Below are 19968 nucleotides of genomic sequence, written 5' to 3' on the forward strand. Positions count from 1 at the left end.
CTTAATACAAACTCATAACAGCGAAGACACCTTAAAGTTCAATGCAGCTCATTGAATTAGAGGTGAGTTGTAAATGGTAAGCGATAAGTTAGGAATGATAAGTTCTGAATGGCGAGTTATGAGTGGAGTGGTGAGTTGTGAATGACGAGTTCTGAATGATGAGTTCTGAATGATGTTATTTCAACCATTCAGAAACTCCACTCACAACTCACCACTCCACTCATAACTCATCACTCATAACTCATAACTCATAACTCATAACTCTCATAAGAAGCTATCCGATTCCCGATAAGCTTTTATCAGCGCCAGCTCACCCTCTTTGCCTGGTTTCGAATTCCCATGCTCCATTCCCATCACACCTTTCCATCCCCTGGCGTGTATATGCTTAAAAATATTTTTGTAATTCATCTCACCGGTTGTTGGTTCTTTTCTTCCGGGGTTATCACCTATCTGGAAATAGCCTATTTCTTCCCAGCAACGATCGATATTTTTAATAATATCGCCTTCATTCCTTTGCATATGATACATGTCGAACAGGAACTTACAGGATGGACTACCCACGGCTTTACAAATCATATAAGTCTGATCTGAATGCCGGAGAAATAAATCCGGATTGTCGCTAAGCGCTTCAAGCACCATAATAAGACCAGCCGGCTCCAGGATATCACTTCCAATCCGCAGGGCTTTAATAACATTTGCAGTCTGGTATTCGATAGATAATGATCTGTCGAAGTTGCCTGGCACCACCGTTACTTCTTTTGCATTACATCTCTTTCCCACTTCTATGGCGAGTTTGCAATCCTTCACCATTTTATCAATCCATTCCTGCTTTCCAGTAGTCAATGTGGTTTTCCAATGCCACTGATCGCTGGTAACTACAAAAACACCCATTTTCATCCCTAAGCTGGCAAGGGTATCTCCAATCTTTTTTTGTAACTCAACCGGCCTGCCCATCATACCATTGTCTTCAATAGACCGGAATCCCATATCATGGGCCCATTTTATCTGGTCGATAAAATCTTTGCCGGCATGCGCTTCGAACATTCCCTGGTGAAAGCCATAATTGAGATTAAAAGGTTTTTCGGCAGTTAGTTTCCCTGTACCTTCTGAATTTTGGGTGCCATTAATTTTGTTTTCGGCGAGCAAGCTTCCTGATCCTAATAAGCCTGCTCCGGCTAGCATCGTTTGTTGCATAAATTTTCTGCGTTCCATCGGAAATTTATTTTAGGCTTTAAATGTAGTGACAATCTGTTGTTGGTCATGAATAAATTTCCTGCTATCGGTTTTAAAACAATTTACTTTCTGCAATTATTTCCTAACTTGTCGCTCTCCAAAAAGAACTCAGTGAAAAAGACAGGAATTTTGCTTGCCTTTATTACCAGTACAACACTGGTAAATGCACAGGTCAAGCCAACAGATTTTAAACCGTACGAACAATCGATTAAGGGCACTGCTGTTAAGTTTAATTTAGTTCCCATACCCGAGGGCAGCTTTACCATGGGTAGCCCGGCAACCGAGAAGGGCCGGAAACCAGATGAGGGGCCCGAGACTAAAGTCACCCTTGATGCATTCTGGATGGGTATTCATGAAGTTACTCATGATGAATTTCTTGTATTTTTTGACGATGATAATATCAGCCGCAATGAGGATGTGGACGCTGTAACCAGGCCAACGGCCCAGTATATTGATTTAAGCTGGGGTATGGGTAAACAAGGTGGGTTTCCTGCAAATAGTATGTCACAGCATACCGCTATGATGTATTGCCATTGGCTCTATCTCAAAACCGGTGTATTTTACCGTCTTCCTACTGAAGCTGAATGGGAATATGCCTGCCGGGCAGGAACTAATACGGCCTGGTATTTTGGCGATGACCCTAAATTACTTGGTCAATATGCATGGTTTGCAGGTAATAGTAATGAGAAATACCAGAAAGTAGGCCAGAAAAAGCCAAATGCCTGGGGTTTGTTTGATATGATTGGAAATGTAAGCGAATGGACCCAGGACCAATATACACCGGACTACTTTAAAAAGATAGCAACAGAACCCATAAATCCGCGGATAGAGCCATCAACAAAATATCCGAAAACCGTGAGGGGTGGAGGGTACCTGGATCAACCCGTGGCTACACGCAGCGCTGCCCGTAATAAATCGGAGCCAGCCTGGAACAAACGCGACCCCCAGATTCCAAAAAGTAAATGGTGGCTTACAGATGGAATGTCCGTCGGTTTCCGGGTGGTCAGCCCGCTCAAACAACCTTCCCCGGCCGAAGCAGAAGCTTATTATAGTCAATATATTTCTTTGTAACTTACTGTCAACTTTCATTTCATCATTAAAGATCAAAACACCAGAACATGCACAACGATAGCAAACCATCAAGAAGAGATTTTGTAAAACAATCCTCCCTGCTTGCAGGAGGTATTATTGCAGCTCCACTTATGTCAGGAGCAAATTATTTTTCAGGTTCCGATGATGTAATTAAGATTGCCCTGGTGGGCTGTGGTGGCCGTGGTACGGGCGCTGCAACACAGGCATTACTATCGAAACAAAATGTAAAGATTGTTGCGATGGCTGATGCTTTCCGTGACCGCCTTGACAGCTGTTACAAAAGACTCACAGCAGAAAACATGTCTGATTCAGGAATAAAAGGCAACCTGAAATCAAAGGTTGATGTTCCTGAAGAAAGAAAATTTGTTGGCTTTGATGGCTATGAAAAAGCTATTAAACTTGCTGATGTTGTCATCCTCGCTACACCTCCGGGCTTCCGTCCAATACATTTCGAAGAGGCTATAAAACAAAACAAACATGTATTCATGGAAAAGCCGGTAGCTACTGATCCGGCCGGTATCCAGAAGGTGCTTGAAGTTGCCAAGCTCGCAAAAGACAAAAAACTCAACGTAGTTGTTGGCCTGCAACGCCATTACCAGAATTCATACCGCGAACTGTTTAAGCGTAAAGAAATGATCGGGGACATCACATCAGCACAGGCATGGTGGAACAATGATGGAGTCTGGGTTAAGAAACGTCAGCCCGAGCAGACTGAAATGGAATACCAGATGAGAAACTGGTATTATTTTAACTGGCTTTGTGGTGATCATATCACAGAACAACATATACACAATATTGATGTGATAAACTGGTTCAAAGGTTCATATCCCGTTAAAGCGCAGGGTATGGGTGGCCGTGAGGTTCGTAAGGGAAAAGATTATGGTGAGATCTTTGATCACCACTATGTTGAGTTTCAATACGCTGATGGATCTATTCTGAACAGCCAGTGTCGTCATATTCCGGGAACCATGAGTAAGGTTGATGAACTGCTGACCGGTACAAAGGGAATCATCAGGGCCGGGGATGCAAATATCAAAGACCTTAAAGGCAAAGTGCTTTACCAGTTTGATAAGAAAACAGAAAACGACGCATATCAGTCTGAACACGATGAACTTTTTGCTGCTTTAGCTAAAGGTGAATATAAATTTGCTGATGCTGAAAATGGCGCAAAAAGTACCATGACATCGATCCTCGGAAGAATGGCCACATATAGCGGACGCATCGTTGAATGGGATAAGGCAATTAATTCCGGCATCAACCTTCAGCCCGACAAATATGCATGGGATGCAATGCCAAAGACCGTTCCAGACAGTGAGGGGCAATACCTGGTTGCTATACCTGGCAAAACCAAGTTTGCATAACAAATGGATTAAATCTCAGTAGAACATTATTTAAAAAAAACTACTCGCAAGAATACATTCGAAAGGATATTATTTGATTGTTGACAAAAACATCGGGCTACAAAACCCGATGTTTTTTATTTTAAGCTGGCACTCAAGCGTTTTAACCAAGACATTAAGCAAGACATGAGCGGTAAGTGGTAAGTGGTGAGTGTGAAATTCTGAAATGAACCGCACTAAACAACTCTGCACTAACTCATCACTCATCACTCATAACTCATAACTCCAAAAGTGGCTTTCCATATAACTCAAGAATAGTTATGAAAGAATGTCTTTCCGTTTGAATATTACGATGGAAGCTGTGACAAAAACAACGATATGCAATAGCAGTATCACGGCGGATCTCAGCACACTTGGATAATTTACCGGGTCATCAAAGAATCCTTTCCAGCCCAGCATATGAGAAGTAAATAAGAATGGTTTCAGTGAATTGAAAAGAGGGAGATCCATAGTCGTGAGTATTGTAAATACTATCACGATACTCATAGTCGAGACAATGGGTCCGATTGAATTTTCGGCAAAAAGAGAAAGGAGAAATGAAAGGGCGGCAACAGTTGTCATTGCTACAGCTGCAAAAGCAAAGGCGGCAAAATAACGCCACATTACATCCGACTTGTCAAGAATAAAGATCTGTGTACTCTTAAAAATCATGAGATCACTGGTGCCAAAAATCAGGATGGACAGAACCAGGGAAAGCAGCGCCATCCAAAGTAATAACATCAGGGTATAAATCATGGTTGCTAAAAACTTACTCATGATGATTCCTTCCCTGCTAATCGGTTTACTCAGCAATAATCTTAATGTACCCAGGTTTGCTTCCCCGGCTATCATGTCACCTCCTATCAATGCAATTAAGAGTGGCACGTGAATCAGCAGCGTTTGTAAAATCACAAAACAAATAAGATAACCGTTCAGGATCTGGCCATCGATATCAAAAGTATTATTAAGCCCCTGCAACATAAACTGCACATAGGTTTCGCCATCCGCGTAAAATGCCAGCTGTATCAATACCACGATTGCCGCAATTGCCCCAAATGAAATATAAGTTCTGGGCCTTTTGAATATTTTGAATAGCTCAATTTGCAAAAGCGTCCACATGCTGATTAGCGGTTGTTAGTGATAAGAAATAGTCTTCCAGTGAATGCTTTGCCTGGAGCGAAACAATATTAGTATTAATGCTGACCAGGTAGTTAGCGAGTTTTGGTATTTGGGCCTTATCTACCTGGAACCTTATCCTTGAACCCGAATACTCTTTCAGGTTAGCCGCATAGGGACCGGATTTCAATAATCCAATTATTTCAGCAGCATTTGTAGTTTCAAGTTCCACCAGCGTCTTTGCGGGGTCAAATAGCTCGGCCACGCTACCTTCCGCTTTCCGGCTTCCCTTATCGATTATAAGCATCCGGCTGGCCACCATTTCAATTTCAGTAAGAAGGTGTGAGGATACAACGATCGTTTTGCCCAGATTCCGGCTAAGGTGTAGTATCAGGTTCCGTACATCTGCAATTCCCTGCGGATCAAGTCCATTGGTTGGTTCATCTAGGATGATCAGCTCCGGATCATGAACAAGTGCCACGGCAATACCCAGCCGCTGTTTCATACCCTGTGAGAAAGTTTTTACTTTGGAATCTGCCCGGTCCTTTATACCTACCAACTCAAGCTGGTCCAACAGTTTACTCTTCAGGGGCTTTATCCCGCTCATTTTTGCAAAAAGGGCCAGGTTCTCATAGGCTGTAAGATATTTATACAAATCCGGCCTTTCAATGACTGCCCCGATTTTCTGCAAAATCTCACGGCGGTTGGCCATAAGTTCCTTTCCGAATATCCGGATGGTACCTGCGGTTGGCCGGATCAATGTAAGCAACATGCGGATAGTGGTAGATTTACCAGCACCATTCTGGCCCAGGAAACCATAAACATCACCCCGTTGAACACTAAAAGACAGGTCGGTAACTGCCCGGATGTCCTGAAAATGCTTACTTAAATGACTTACTTCTATGATTGCGGACATATATATGTATGCTGCTGAATTATTCTGTCGGACTATCCAGCTAAGCTTGCTTTTTAATTTTACTGAAAATAGCCCCGATTTGTTAAAGTTGCCGCTGATCAAAATAAAATTTCGATTGGGTACTTGCATAAGCCAGAACCCCGAATTATATTTGTTTCATTCTCCCCAATCCTTAGACAATACCATCAGCCACCATCTTTTCGAAAGCCTCTCCCAATTCCCGAACCCGTTTGATTAACAGATTAAGAATCGTTTGGTTTAGATATATACATTATTGTCCAATAACTATGTAAGTTCCAGGGTTATGTTGAAACCTTGATCGTTCCTGACAAAGACAGTATCTGCTCCTTTGAATGCCCCGCCGGTACACCGGCCATGCTTAATTCATATTGTCTAACTCTGAAACTTACATTTAATGAAAAGAACTTCGCTTCATTCGCTGCTGGCTGTAGCCTGCACATTTTTATCAATGGGGGCAAACGCAGGAACACAGGAAAATTTTAATTCAAGGAACACAGCTTCGCTACACCGTGTCAAGGCATACCTGCAGGATCAATGCTGGCTATTCCGTGATTTCGAGATTAACCGCGCCGGATGGACTCCGGGTATAGATGGTGATGGAGCCATGGTTTCAGGTATTGCTTCTGATGCCGCGAAATTTACTGCGATATTCACGCCTTTGGTTAATATTAACGGTAAAACCACATTGTCGTTTGACTATAAATTCAGCTCTGCTTTTACTCCAGGTTCTGAAAGATTCCTGACCATAGCTATTACGGACTACAATGGTAATGTCGTCAAAGAACTTGACAAACTCACATTCTCAAATGTTGTCGCAGGCAAAGTACTTAATTATCAAAACAATTTTGATGGAATTGAGGCTGGTGCTTACAAACTAATGGTTAAGTACGCCGGGCATGAAGGTTCAACCCGCATCGCAATCGATAATTTCAACCTGGATGCAGAACCGGTATTTACTACAGGCTGCAAAACTGCTCCTGTTGCTGTTGCAGACATAATCTTTGGAGAAGCAGACAGAAGTGCAAAAGGTAATTTGCTGGAAAACGACAACATCAGCGATAAAAATCTTTCAGTTAGTTATGCAGTTACTAATTCCAAAGACGGTGAATTAAAAATTGATAAAGAAGGCAACTTCGAATTTATACCAGGTGCCGGCTTTACCGGATCATCAACAACCTTTACCTACAAAGTTTGTGACCTTGGATATAATCCACTTTGTTCCGAAGATGCCAAAGTAACCATACAATTTCCAGCTGGTATAATATCAGTGAAAGAAGAGATATTGTCACAAAGCCTGAACGACTTCAAAGGTTTTTACCAGGAAGATGGCAAAGTTGAAATCAAATGGGTTACTAACTTTGAACAAAACTGCGACAGGTTTGAAGTAGAAAGAAGCTTTGACGGAGCAAACTGGATAACAGCGGGTTCACTGAAAGGCCAGGGTGTATCAACAAATAAACAGGCATATAGCTTTGTTGACAAAGTGGGTCGCAACATAGTGCACAAAAATGATCTTTATTACAGGTTGAAGCAGGTAAACCTTGATAAAAAGGCATCTCTCAGTAAGATCCTCGTTGTAAGGGTTTTCAATAAAAAATCGTTGAGAATGGTAAGTATTACGCCTAACCCTGTAAAAAATGATATCTCCGTAAATGTTCAGTTAAATGAGGATTCATATGTTGTAATGAAAATTGTTAACACAGAAGGCAATGAAATGATGAGAAAATCCCAGCGTGTTGAAGAAGGTCAGAACAGCTTCGTGATGGACGGGTCTAACAAACTAACCCCGGGTATGTACTTCCTTGAAGTAACCGTGAACAGCAAAGACAGAATGATAGCAAAATTGCTCAAAGAGTAACCAGGAATAACCGCGTATAAAGTAAAGGCTTCGGACCAGATCCGGAGCTTTTTTTATTTACCTACTGATAGTTATGATTACAGATTTTTTTTCTATAGAGAGGTATGAATACAGATTTATTATTTACCTATAGAGAGATATGACTGCAGATTTAGTACATATTGCTCAAACGCCGCGATTCCCGCGGGAAGAATTTTGCAAATCGTTTGAGGATAATTGTCTTTGAATTGTTTTATCACTTCAATGTAGCCAGCTTCTTTTAGCTTATTAACCTGGACGCTTAAATTTCCGGCCGTGGCATTCGTCTTCTCTTTTATAAAAGTAAATTCCGCCTCCTTAACGCTAATAAGAAGTGATACAACGCCAAGACGTAATTGCGAATGTAATATGGGATCTAAGTCTTTAAAGTCCATCTTCAGGTTTTCACTTAACCAACAATCTTTTCCTGTAAGCCGCCTTCAACATGTAGCCTGGCACCAGGTAACCCAGGAGCACCGCAACCGATGAAATCATCATATCATAACGAAAAGGTTCTATTGCAAATATCAGAATTGCAGCCGCCCAGTTAATATATGCACCAATGATCAGCGGTTTAAAACGCAATGCACTTCCATGGATATACATCCAAAACGCATATAACATATAATAATACCCGAAAATAAAACTATTGTCAACCTTGAAAAACCCGCTGGTTACAATAACGACCAGGCTTAAATAGAAACCAACCTGGATCTTATTAAGCAGATCCTGCACATAAGTGCGAACCGGATTATCTTTCTTTTTCCGGAAATAACGGAGGAAGAAAAATAAAGGCCCGATAATGAGTGCTCCATTCCATAAATATTTTATATATGAAGACAGATTGAGATAGGACAATATTACAGAACCTGTTGAAGCAATAAAAAGCAACCAGCCCCAAAACAGCCACCCATCACCCTTTTCATGATGCTCATCCCTGGCCGCGCCTATCATCTGTTGAATGATACGTAGACTGTCTGCACCGGATAAATCTTTTTCTTCCATTATCTTTATTGTTTAGGCTAATTGCTGTTTTTTAAACTTCGATCTCATTATATAACCGGGAATTATCCAGGCGATGATTACACCTGCAGCCAGGAATAACAGGTGGAACTCAGGTGTTGAAATTGCCGCACAAATTGCAAGCACCCAACAGCAGATCCCGCCGAATATCAATGGACGAAATTTTAAAATAATTCCGGATAAAAAAGTCGGCATACCATAAATTGCCAGGAACCCCGGATTAATAAACAGGTAGTAATCTTTTCCCAGGATGGTTGCGAACATAACCCCGAATAAAAACATGAGTATCACAAACACCAGCCACACGCTTCCTAATATTTCGTCCGTATATGTTTTTACACGCTGTTGCTTTTTGCGTTTGTAGAGATAGAATGCCTGGTATATTACGGCTAGCCAGGTTAATAACCAAACCAGGGAATGGTAGGGTGTATAGAAATAATTAATGATTACAAATTGTGTGATGCTGCATAACAGCACTACCCAGCCCCATAACAGGTAAAGATGGCCATTATCGCTAAACTGGTGTTTTGCTTTATTGATCATAGCGTGAATTATCGCCAGGCTTTCTTCACCACTTGTTAATTTATCATTTTCCATAACATATCAGTTATTATCCTAACTAATCCAGCTTTATTTATTTAATACTTTACTTACTTAATACTTTACTTATTTAATAATAGTAAGCAAAATAAAGATTGTCCGTGGTGATATCACCACGGACAATCCACATTATATGCACTTATTTGGCTAGTGTAATAAAATACTTAGCCTGGGTTAAGCCCCACTGAGGGTGGATAGGTGATTCCGGCTTCACTTCGCTGAATTTTACCACGGCTGTTTCAAACATTTTCTTTGCTTCTGCCTTGCTACCGCCGAACTCTTCCGGGGTGAAAAACTTATCCTGACCTTCAAGCAAAAATATTCTTGGGCTGTTTGCATCAATTGACTTCGCTTTGGCTAACGCTTCCGCACCTAGTGGAACATAAGTTTGCCAACGGGTCATTGGATCCGCCTGCATCCTTAGATTGGTAATCATTTTTTTTACGATCCATATCTCTGCATTGTTTTTCTTCAATTCATCCGCTTTATTAATCAGGGCCTCTGCTTTATCAGCAAGAGGATCTGTTTTATCGCCCTGGTTACCTCCAGTCATCAACCCGCTCATAACATTGCTAAGAGCCGCATAATAATATGGAAGCCACTCCGTTTTCTCTGCATCTGCAATTCTTTGAAACTGGTTTGCAGCTGCTGTCCAACCCTCAATGGTATGTATGGAATCTAAGCCGCTCACCGGACCAGTCATTGCTTTAAGCATTTTGTCGTTCTGAGCAGAAACGCTTAAAATAATTGCAAAAGCTGAAATCAGGCTGAATATTTTTTTCATGTTTTTGTTTTTAAAAGTTTTATGAGATATTTATTGATTGCTTAAGGTTTGATCTAATTGAATGCTGTCTTTTGTTGGATTTTGTCTCTATTGGGTTCAGTCTTTTATTGGTTTTTATCTTTTATTTCGAATCAATTTTTCATATTCCCTTTCAACAGTGTTTGAATGGGGAAATACAAATGCGCCGAGAAAATGGAATGTAAGTCCGATTCCCCATCCTAATGTCGGCCAAACCGGCCATACATATGAATTATAGTTATTAGTCGTAAAATACCAGAACAACCACATAGCTCCGATAACAAGTATATAAGAAATAAGATGATATCTAAAGCTCGCGCGTCTCCTGGCGATTTCCCAGATATGAGGATCTTTTCCCTGCGGTGTATGCTCGTAATAATTTGACATAATTTAAGGTTTATAGATTAATAGATGATTTAATGTTGACCTTATAAAGTACTGTTGATTACATCCTGCGTTCTGTCGACCCCCATACTTATAAAACATCCCAGGAATACAAATCTTCTTGCTGTCGGTAAAATAGGATCCTTACGGCTACCATTAGCCGAATAATTATATCCGAACACCTGGTTATTTCCAAGCACGTTATTCAGAGAAAACACCCATACTATAAAAGTCTTTGAGCTCGTTTTACCGATGTTAGGCAGATAGTTAATACTAACGCTCATGCTGTGATAGTCAATTGTTTTTCCCTGGTCCGCTACTGTAAATTTCCCCTCATTACCGTTATATCTCAGGTTGTAATATGGTCGGCCCGTGGCATATGTATAAGAACCGTTAAATTGGGTCTTCCATTTTGTAACGAATTTCTTCACTACGAGGTTTGCGGTATGTTTGGCTGCAAAATTTGGCTGCATTGAATTTGGGAAATTCAGATAGTCGCGTTTTGTATCCAGAAAAGAATACGAGATCCAGTAGTCCAGATTTTTGATGGTTTTCCTGTCTCTCCAAAACACCTCAATTCCTTGCGCATAGCCAAACCCACCGTTACCTATACTATCAGCAATAGCGGTCCCTTTTGAAGAATAGGTTTTTACCAGGTCATTGTATTTTTTGTAAAAAACTTCAACCCGGAAAGTATGTTCACTGGTGACCTTTTGATAATTGGCTATATAGTGAGCTGCCTTTGTATATAATAAGTCATCATAAGCCATATTCCTGAGGAAATAATCCTTTTCAGGTTTCTGATAAAAAATTCCATAAGCCAATGATGCCTGTCCTTTGTTTCCTACCCTGTATGCCAGTGAGGCTCGCGGTACAATATTCGATTTATTCAATAAGGATGAGTGCTCAACACGTCCGCCAAGTTTTGCCGCAAGTGCATTCGTGAGGTAAAAATCGACCTCAGCAAATCCCGCTTTAAAATGGTCATCAACTTTAGTAGTCAGACCCGTGACATACTGATTTGAGAATTCAGATTTATCGCGATAGTATAAATATTCGCCTCCGAACCGCAAAGCACTCAGCCCATAAAGCCTTCTTTCAAATACCGCTTTCATTTGTGCAAGACTTCCATCTGCAACTATGGTATAAGACTTCCCGTTATAAGGTTCGTACTGCGGATAAACATTTTCGTTTAACTGGTTCTGTAACTGGTTGTAGATTTTATCTGTATTCGCCGAATATGAAGCGCCCAGGTTCATTTTCCATTTTGTTCCAAGCTTCTCTTTCCATGAAAGATTGGTATACACATTCGCATTCTTAAGACCAAAAGCATTTTTTAGGTTTGTCGAATCAATGTCGGACCTGCGGAGACCCATGTTCGTCGTGTTGAAATAAGCATAAAACTTGACGATACCGGTTTTTGAAGTTTTAATGCGGAAATTTACCTCTCCATTATGAAGTTCCGGTACTTTGAAATTATCTATCCGTTGTTTTACAACTGCAAAATAAGCTGCAAGGTTTGTGTAACTATAATTTATGCCCCAGCTTGCATTTTTCTTTTTGGATAAGCGTTGATAGCCCGCATTCGCACCAACGGTTGACAAACCAAAGTCAGCAGAACTCTGATCAGCAAGGTCTACGGATTCCAGGATCAGCGCGGAAGACAATGCCTGGCCATATAAAGCTGAATATCCACCGGAACTAAAAACTGTTCCCTTGAATATAAATGGCGAAAACCGGCCTCGCTGAGCAATATCGGGCACGCTACTAAAAAAGAAATTATTTACAACAGTGCCGTCGATAAATACCTTGGTTTCCTCCGCCGTTCCTCCACGCACAAACAACCCACCGTTTTCTCCTACCTGTTGTGCCCCGGGTAAAGTGCGGATCGCACTGGTAATATCTGCGTTCGCACTTGCTGTAGTTACTATGTCAATTGGATTTAAAACCGTGGTTCTTTTGGTATCACTTGCCTCAAAGGTGCCCGCAGTGATCACTACAGCCGTCAGTTCGTTAGGCTCTTCTTTTAAAACGGCATCGGCTTTAATAGTTGTACCATTAATATTGATTGATATTTCAGTGAGTTTATAGCCAATGGAGGTAATTAAAAGAGTTTTGCCGCCTGTTTCAGACGTTTTGAAAGCATATGTCCCGGTGCTGTCAGAAGTGGCGCCATCATAAGAATCTTTGATAGCTATGCTCGCACCGTTTATAGGTCTTCCTTTCAAATCCTTAACCTTCCCCGTGATCAGAGTTTGAGCAGAACCAAGTAAGCTGGATAAAAGACAGGCTAAAAGAATTATGATGAGTGCTGGCATAGACCGCATTTATGTAAATTTGATCCAAATCTAAACTAGTTTATAATATAAACCAAATAAATTGTGAAGATTTTTTCTGGTTTCTCAGCTTCCAACTAATAATTTCCCTCTACGAAGATCTGAGGTTTCTACCCCCCCGACCGTATTTATCTGCCCCCATATTTGAAGTTCAAAAAAGCCAATGGTATTTTTCACCTGTTTGCAATACGTTGTAAATGAATAAGTAACAAGGTATTCTGGAAAAAATCGTAATAAGTTTTCGAAGTGTAATTACGAATGAATCAGCCGGATTGGGGATGTCAAAACTACCTTGACAGAACCAGATTATCGCCGTACCTAACATTTGCTTAGTCCCTTAACCAATCCAACCCTATGTTATCGAAAACTATCAAGGCGTGTTTTCCAGTCGTGATGATCCTTACATCACAGGTACTGATTGGTCAGACAAAATATTCAAGGGTGAAAATTTCAATTCCCCCGACCGGTATGCAGAACCTGCTAGGCCTGGATTTGGACCTTGATCATGGAGACTATAATAAATCCGCAGGCACATTCACTTCTACACTACATGAAAGCGACATTCTGAAGTTGAAACAGGCTGGTATCCGTTATGAAGTGATTGTAGAAGATGAAATTGCGCTTTTTCAACAAAACAATATAAGAGATGAACACAGCCCGGAAATGCTGATGCAAAAAGGTAAGCTTCACTTCGAAAATTCCTGCGCTTCAAATCTTGCCAATATATCTACTCCTGCCGGTTTTATTCCCGGTACATATGGTGGCTATTACAGGTTTAGTGAAATGCAGGCGAGAATTGACTCTCTTGTTAATCATTTTCCATCACTGGTTCAGAAAATTATCCTCCCGCAAACAACTGCAGGCGGCCGGCCAATTATAGTTGTGAAGATCTCCGATAACGTTACTGTTAATGAAAATGAGGCTGAAGTTTTATATACCGGTCTGCACCATGCAAGGGAAGGAATGAGCATGATGAATCTGTTTTTCTTTATGCAATACCTGGTTGAGAACTATTCAACTGACCAAAGTATTTCGGCGCTTGTTGATAACCGTGAGTTATTTTTTATGCCTTGCGTTAACCCGGATGGCTATGTTTATAATGAAACGAATACACCAGGAGGTGGTGGAATGTGGCGAAAAAACAGGAGGAATAATGGCAGCGGCCGTTATGGAGTTGATCTGAACAGAAATTATAATGTTGATTGGGGTGTATCAGGTCCAAACATAAATATTTCGACGGACCCCGCAAGCGATTCCTATATCGGCCCATCGGCATTTTCTGAGCCCGAAACACAGGCAATCCGCCAGTTCGCGCAGGCGAGGCATCTTAAAATGGTAATCGATCACCATGCATATGGCAATTATTATGTAACTCCTTATGGTGTTCCTGCAAACCATTCCTTTACAACTGCTGACAATAAATTTTACAAATATGCATCAGCGTTAATGGTAAGATACAATGGGTATTTCGCCGGGGATGGAATGGCAACAGTTAACTATTATGCAGTCGGTAATTCCCGTGACTATTATATGGCTGGCGATATTGGCGTTGGCAATAAACAGAAGACTTATGGCTACACGGTAGAGATAGGGCCTTCTGCGATGGGTTTCTGGCCCTCTTCCGCCAACATTTTACCAATTGCAAAATCAATGTTTTTTGCCAACCTCCAGATGGCATATTTGGCGGGTGCTTATTATGAAATCCAGGATCGCGATAAGCTCGCCATCAGTGCAACCACTGGAAATTTTACATTCAGCTTATTAAGAATTGGAATCAGCACCGGCCCTGTTTCGGTCAACCTGATTCCACTTCAGAATATACAACTTAACGGCCCGGCATTTGTTAATGGCGGACTAACTACCTATGGTGATACAATACATGGTCAGATAAGTTATAATCTTTCAAGCGGCATCTCTGCCGGTGATAAGATCAGGTTTATTTACCAGGTCAATGCTGGCGGAATACTGTTGAATGATACGATTGAAAAAATCTATCAACCAATAAGCCTGCTGAATGAAGATGTTGAAGGTTCATTGTCGAACTGGACATTCACTGGTTCCTGGGGTGCATCATCAGTTGCGGCGTTCCAGGGCAACAGGTCGCTTAGTGAATCCCCTGCTTCAAATTATGGATCATCAGCAAATACCAGTGCTACCTATAATCAGCCGATAAATCTTAGTGATGCCTCTGCTGCATATTTGTCCTTTTGGGTGAGGCATCGTGCACAGAATGGTTCGGATAAATTACAGATCCAGATCTCACCAACTGGTCCCGGTACCGGTGCATCTTTTTCGGCCATCTGTGGCCGGCAAACCATTGCTGAAAATACCGCGCCGGCTCTTACCGGGATCCGCGAAAACTGGACAAGAGAAACGATTGATCTGCAGGATTATGTCGGGTTAACAGCGGTAGGATTGAGATTCGCATTTTCATCGAATGCCAGCAACAATGACGACGGATTTTATATCGACAATATCGAGATCGTAAAATCACCTGCCATTGTGCTTGATACGAAAGCACCAGTCACCGTTAAACACGATGTTAAAAACCTTGCAACCAACTTAAGCGTTTACCCGAACCCTGTTACGGAACAATTGAAAGTGCACCTGAATTCATCTGCTCCTGCAAATTACTTCGTAACCGTTTCAACCGTAACCGGTGTAAGGTTAAAGACAATAAAAACACAGGTCTGTGGAAGTACTGATAAATCTATTGATATGTCGGGCCTGAAAAATCAGCTATATATAATTACGGTCAGTTGCCAGGAAACCGGCGAAAGATCGGTATTTAAAATATTGAAACAATAACAGTTTGTTTCACTCCTGATCCAATCTATGAAAACATTTTATATCCAACGCTTATGAAACCAAATTTTACCTCAACATTACTTTCAGTTCTTTTGGTGGTAATTACAAATATCGTCGGGGCCCAGACGCTTGACCTCAGCAAGACGGTAGATAACATTACAACCGGAACTCCGGGTAACATGGCAGCCCAGACTCATATCCTGGAATATACAATAAACGTCAGAAATCTTTCGACGCAGAATCTTACTGTTTCGAAAATGATGGATAATATTCCTGCAGGTTCGGCCTATGTGGCCGGTAGTACCAGCCTCAACGGGATTTCAGTTGCAGACATATCGGGATCGATGCCTTTTACTGGTTCAGGTGGCACCATACAATCGCCCGGCGCAACGTCGGGAGTATTAAGACCAAATGTTACTGCTGTAATAAAATTCAGGGTTAGGGTCACGGCAAATGGTGGAAATATCAGGAACTCCGCCATTGTGGAATCATTATACCAATCCAATTCTGTAGTGCAAAACACCAATACAGTCTTTACAAATTTATCGGCAGATCCCACTTGTTCTATGGTTTATCAGTCTACTTCGAGTACCGTTGACGGATTTCCCCAGGCACCTTCGAACAGGCCTTACCGTTATATTAAATTGTTGAATACAGCGAATGGTACTGCAAGTTCCACAATATATAACGGAGCCACAGGTCTCTGTTTCAATGCAGTAACAGGTGCATCGCTTTCGGCCGGATCTGTGTTATTATATGCTTCGGCTATCGCATACGACAAAGCAACAAACAGGATATATTTTGTAAATAACAATAGTGCAGCACCTGAGGATCTTTGTTTTGTTGACCTTAATACAACCCCGGTTGTTGCAAAAAGATTTATCGGCTACCCTGTCGAAACCATTACCGGTTCAGGTTATAATGTAAATCGTATGTCCTTTGCTTCGGATGGATTTGGATATGCAATCACTGAAAATGGCAGAGATATCATCAGGTTTTCAATGAATAGTTCAGGACTTCCGATAATCACCAGGATGGGTGCTTTACTAAATGCACCATCTAATGGCACCATGGATATTCTCAACGAAAAAGGTGGAGACATTTTTGGCGACGGTTCAGGTAATCTTTACCTGGTTGCAAACTCAAGTAATTTATATAAAATCAATCCTAATACAAAAGTTGCTACCTTCTTAGGTTCAGTAAATCCTTTCCCGGGAACTTCAAATTCAATTGCAGTTGATGCATCAGGAAATGTGTACATCGGTGGTGCTTATCAGAATGTATATACAGTGAACCTGGCCACCATGGGTGCTTCTTCAATCACGGGTGGCAGCACAACCAACGTATGGACCAATGGTGATTATACCAGTTGCGCTTTCCCGGTTCTGGCTCCTGCCCTTACGGCTAACAAAACTTATAGCAATATCAACGGCAGACCATTTGTAGTTGGTGGCGATACAATTGAATACCGCATTGAAGTATCAAACACCGGGAATATCAATGCTGCAGGAGTTAAGTTATACGATGGAATTCCTATGTCAACAAATTATATAGCAGGAAGTACTAAAGTTAACGGCGTAACGATACCCGATGTTGCCGGTGCTATGCCGTTTTCAATAGCTGGCGGTCGGTTAATCAATTCCACCGGTCAACAACCCGGTATTATCAAACCAGGTGCTGCGAACAGTGTAGTAATGACTTTCCGGGCGAGGATCGATCCTTTACACTATGTATGCAATCAGTCGCGGATAACCTTACTGGATGACAATGGTAATACTATGTTTATCAACTCGGATGATCCCAGCCAGAATGGTGGTCAAAACCCGACATGTTTTTATTCTGATGGAGTGTTGCCTGCATCACATATTACATTGAAAGGCACCATTTATCATGAGCAAAGCAATCTCGCCTGGACGGTAACAACAGACCAGGAAGTGAGCCGATATGAAGTGGAGTTTTCAGAAGACGGATATACTTTTATTAATGCCGGAACTGTAGCCGCCAGAAATGATGGTTCATATGAAAACCGCTATGCCTATGCAGACAATAATAATAAAAGCGCTACCAGGTTTTACAGGTTGAAATTGATTGGCATAAACGGTCTGTATACATATTCTCAGGTTATCAGGTTAACTACAAGTACCCGGCCTGTCGTAAACGTGCTTCCTAATCCCTTTATCAGGGATCTTAAAATTGATCTGCAATTGAAAACTTCGGATAAGGTAACCATCAGGCTTGCCGATTTCCAGGGAAGAACGATAGTTGAGAATAAGCAATCGTTAACAAAGGGAAATCATACCGTGAAACTGGAAGTACCAGGCAGAACAGGAAATGGTATTTATATCATTGAGGTGTTTAGCGGGAACGAAAAAATATTAAACCAAAAGCTGATCAAACAATAACTAAAAAATTAAGGCCCGGCTTAGAAAAGCCAGGCCGTTGTTGATCGTACCCTTTAAAATAAAACGTTTAATGTTCTTATACAACAATGATTGAGATGATACCTGGTACGATTGTCTTATGATATGAATTACGATCAACACTTATCTGGTTTCTACCTTTCGTCTATTCCTTTGAAGAATATGAGAGGAAAATAAGGCCCAGCTTAGAAAAACCGGGCCGTTGTTGATCGTACCCTTTAAAATAAAACTTTAAATATCATTTGCTACAAAACTTCAATTCATGCGTAATAAGCGATTAGAGTAGAGCTGGATTCGATAGATTAGCTTTTAAGTGATACTAATAAATTTTCGTAAGTCTTATTTGAAGAGGCAAGTTGAGCTGGTGTGTAAACCGGTTGGTCGTTGGCATCAATGATTTTAATCCTGTAATAGATAGTGCCTTTAATATCTTCCTGAAGTTTATCAAAATACTGGTAGTCGAATTTCGCAGTAGAATCAGGAGAAGTAAATATCTGTGCTACTTCTTTGAATGGTTGACCATTCACACTTCTTTCTATCACATAAAAGTTGGTATTCAGATCCTGGTAAGAGGTCCAGTTGATCACTGCCCTGCGATTGTCAAGACAAGTCTTGAATGAGTTCTCAATTATTTCCATGTTTTTTTCAGTGGTGATCTTCTGCGCATAACCATTGTTGCGTGAAAGATTAATCCAGTTCGCTGCACCACCTTCATTTGTTTTGATTGTTTCGCTCCATGTAGTAAGGGAAGCAATATGCTGGTAGCTGGATTTAACAATCGCAAGCTCCTGCGAAAAAGCCGGTAAAGAAATGATGATAATAAATACTGGAAGAATGATCTTTTTAAGTGTTGATACTACGGAATTACTAGTGCCTGGGCGTTGGTACGTTTTCATTTATTTTTATTTTAGGGATCGGGAATACGTGTTGGGGGCCCATAGGAAATTGGAAACAACAGCGGTTATTTTCGGAGGAAATGGAAAACGGAATTCGGAGGATAATTAGGGTACGGTCTTAAGAAGGATTGGAGATCAGAAACGATCAGCGTTTGATCGTGCTACAAATAAAGAGACAAAATTCTGATAATGCAATAGGGAGATAAAAAAAAATTCAAAAAACATTTAGCACTCAATTCAACATGTTATGAATCAGTAGGATAAATGTGCAAATCTGGCCAATAAATGTCTATTATAAGGGAAATCAACGTTTAACCAGCTATAAAATGAAAAGGCTAAAAAATATGAAGGCTAAAAAGTGGAAAATCTAAAAGGTAACAATGTTTAAAAGTGACAATGCTATAAAATGAAAAAGGCTAAAAATGAAAAGGCTAAAAATTGACCGGGCACAAAAAAACCTCCCGAAGGAGGTTTCATTATATTATGAGGAACAGCTTAAGCCTTGTATTGAGGAATGATGCCATTAGCAAGTTCAACCATTTTCTTAAGACCATCTTCAGGAAGATTACCTTTTTTAAATTCAGCAAGTATTTCAGGATACTTGTTTTCCATCTCAAGGAGAAAATGCTCTTCAAATTGCTTAACCTTACGAACCGCTACTTCACGCAGCAATCCCTGGGTACCAAGATAAATGATAGCAACCTGTTTTTCAACTGCTACGGGAGAGTACTGAAGCTGTTTCAACACTTCCACGTTACGGGCACCTTTGTCAAGTACAACTTTTGTTGCAGCATCAAGATCACCACCGAACTTGGAGAATGCCTCCATTTCCCGGTAAAGAGCCTGATCGAGCTTCAAGGTACCGGCTACCTTCTTCATCGATTTAATCTGAGCATTACCACCCACACGGCTAACCGAGATACCTACGTTGATCGCAGGACGGATACCGGCATTAAAAAGGTTTGACTCAAGGAAGATCTGACCATCAGTGATCGAGATCACGTTTGTAGGGATATATGCAGATACGTCACCAGCCTGTGTTTCAATAATAGGAAGAGCTGTGAGT

At 41.0% G+C, this 19968-nt stretch carries 15 protein-coding genes and 1 pseudogene; 5 read left to right on the forward strand and 11 right to left on the reverse strand.

The annotated features are described in order from the left end of the window. Nucleotides 1-264: 264 nt before the first annotated feature. Entirely contained in the window at nucleotides 265-1212 is a 948-nt protein-coding gene (locus tag VK664_RS19825) for a hydroxypyruvate isomerase family protein (RefSeq protein WP_461400437.1), read from the reverse strand. Nucleotides 1213-1344: 132 nt separating this feature from the next. Between VK664_RS19825 and VK664_RS19830 the strand changes: the two genes are divergently transcribed. After that, nucleotides 1345-2304 (forward strand): formylglycine-generating enzyme family protein, encoded by a 960-nt coding sequence (locus VK664_RS19830; protein ID WP_461400438.1) that lies wholly within the window; start codon nucleotides 1345-1347, stop codon nucleotides 2302-2304. 47 nt (nucleotides 2305-2351) lie between these two features. Beyond that, a complete protein-coding gene (locus VK664_RS19835) occupies nucleotides 2352-3686 on the forward strand; it encodes a Gfo/Idh/MocA family protein (RefSeq protein WP_461400439.1) in 1335 nt (444 codons plus the stop codon). A gap of 297 nt (nucleotides 3687-3983) precedes the next feature. Here VK664_RS19835 and VK664_RS19840 read toward each other — a convergent pair whose 3' ends face one another. Both VK664_RS19840 and VK664_RS19845 read right to left on the reverse strand, forming a co-directional pair. Then, a complete protein-coding gene (locus tag VK664_RS19840) occupies nucleotides 3984-4823 on the reverse strand; it encodes an ABC transporter permease (RefSeq protein WP_461400440.1) in 840 nt (279 codons plus the stop codon). Beyond that, the gene (locus VK664_RS19845; protein ID WP_461400441.1) at nucleotides 4801-5736 is read right to left on the reverse strand and encodes an ABC transporter ATP-binding protein; all 936 of its coding nucleotides are present in this window, start codon (nucleotides 5734-5736) and stop codon (nucleotides 4801-4803) included. Before VK664_RS19845 ends, VK664_RS19840 begins: the two co-directional genes overlap by 23 nt. A 415-nt stretch (nucleotides 5737-6151) precedes the next feature. Here VK664_RS19845 and VK664_RS19850 point away from each other — a divergent pair, with 415 nt between their 5' ends. Continuing rightward, on the forward strand, nucleotides 6152-7615 hold the full coding sequence (locus VK664_RS19850) for an Ig-like domain-containing protein (RefSeq protein ID WP_461400442.1): 1464 nt from the start codon (nucleotides 6152-6154) through the stop codon (nucleotides 7613-7615). Between the two features lie 119 nt (nucleotides 7616-7734). Here VK664_RS19850 and VK664_RS19855 read toward each other — a convergent pair whose 3' ends face one another. From VK664_RS19855 to VK664_RS19880, 6 genes are all read right to left on the reverse strand, one after another. Beyond that, complete coding sequence (locus VK664_RS19855; RefSeq protein ID WP_461400443.1) at nucleotides 7735-8028, reverse strand: winged helix-turn-helix domain-containing protein; 294 nt, start codon at nucleotides 8026-8028, stop codon at nucleotides 7735-7737. Between the two features lie 10 nt (nucleotides 8029-8038). Beyond that, a complete protein-coding gene (locus VK664_RS19860) occupies nucleotides 8039-8638 on the reverse strand; it encodes a hypothetical protein (protein ID WP_461400444.1) in 600 nt (199 codons plus the stop codon). A gap of 12 nt (nucleotides 8639-8650) precedes the next feature. Beyond that, nucleotides 8651-9253, reverse strand: coding sequence for a hypothetical protein (locus VK664_RS19865; RefSeq protein ID WP_461400445.1), 603 nt, complete (start codon nucleotides 9251-9253; stop codon nucleotides 8651-8653). Nucleotides 9254-9395: 142 nt separating this feature from the next. After that, nucleotides 9396-10040: a hypothetical protein gene (locus tag VK664_RS19870; RefSeq protein ID WP_461400446.1), complete on the reverse strand. Its 645-nt coding sequence runs from the start codon at nucleotides 10038-10040 to the stop codon at nucleotides 9396-9398. A 114-nt stretch (nucleotides 10041-10154) separates the two neighbouring features. Then, nucleotides 10155-10445, reverse strand: a complete 291-nt coding sequence (locus VK664_RS19875) for a 2TM domain-containing protein (protein WP_461400447.1) — start codon at nucleotides 10443-10445, stop codon at nucleotides 10155-10157. A gap of 41 nt (nucleotides 10446-10486) precedes the next feature. Beyond that, the gene (locus VK664_RS19880) at nucleotides 10487-12760 is read right to left on the reverse strand and encodes a TonB-dependent receptor (RefSeq protein ID WP_461400448.1); all 2274 of its coding nucleotides are present in this window, start codon (nucleotides 12758-12760) and stop codon (nucleotides 10487-10489) included. 372 nt (nucleotides 12761-13132) lie between these two features. On the opposite strand from VK664_RS19880, the gene VK664_RS19885 reads away from it, so the two are divergent. Beyond that, on the forward strand, nucleotides 13133-15586 hold the full coding sequence (locus VK664_RS19885) for a M14 family zinc carboxypeptidase (RefSeq protein WP_461400449.1): 2454 nt from the start codon (nucleotides 13133-13135) through the stop codon (nucleotides 15584-15586). Nucleotides 15587-15639: 53 nt separating this feature from the next. Next, a complete protein-coding gene (locus VK664_RS19890) occupies nucleotides 15640-17988 on the forward strand; it encodes a T9SS type A sorting domain-containing protein (protein ID WP_461400450.1) in 2349 nt (782 codons plus the stop codon). Nucleotides 17989-18308: 320 nt separating this feature from the next. Here the strand turns inward: VK664_RS19890 and VK664_RS19895 are convergent, their stop codons facing one another. After that, nucleotides 18309-18902 (reverse strand): hypothetical protein, encoded by a 594-nt coding sequence (locus tag VK664_RS19895; protein WP_461400451.1) that lies wholly within the window; start codon nucleotides 18900-18902, stop codon nucleotides 18309-18311. A 495-nt stretch (nucleotides 18903-19397) separates the two neighbouring features. Further along, a pseudogene (locus VK664_RS19900) lies at nucleotides 19398-19968 on the reverse strand (F0F1 ATP synthase subunit alpha); the annotation flags it as partial.

This window comes from Flavitalea sp., from assembly GCF_035489435.1.
Taxonomy (GTDB): domain Bacteria; phylum Bacteroidota; class Bacteroidia; order Chitinophagales; family Chitinophagaceae; genus DATHKG01.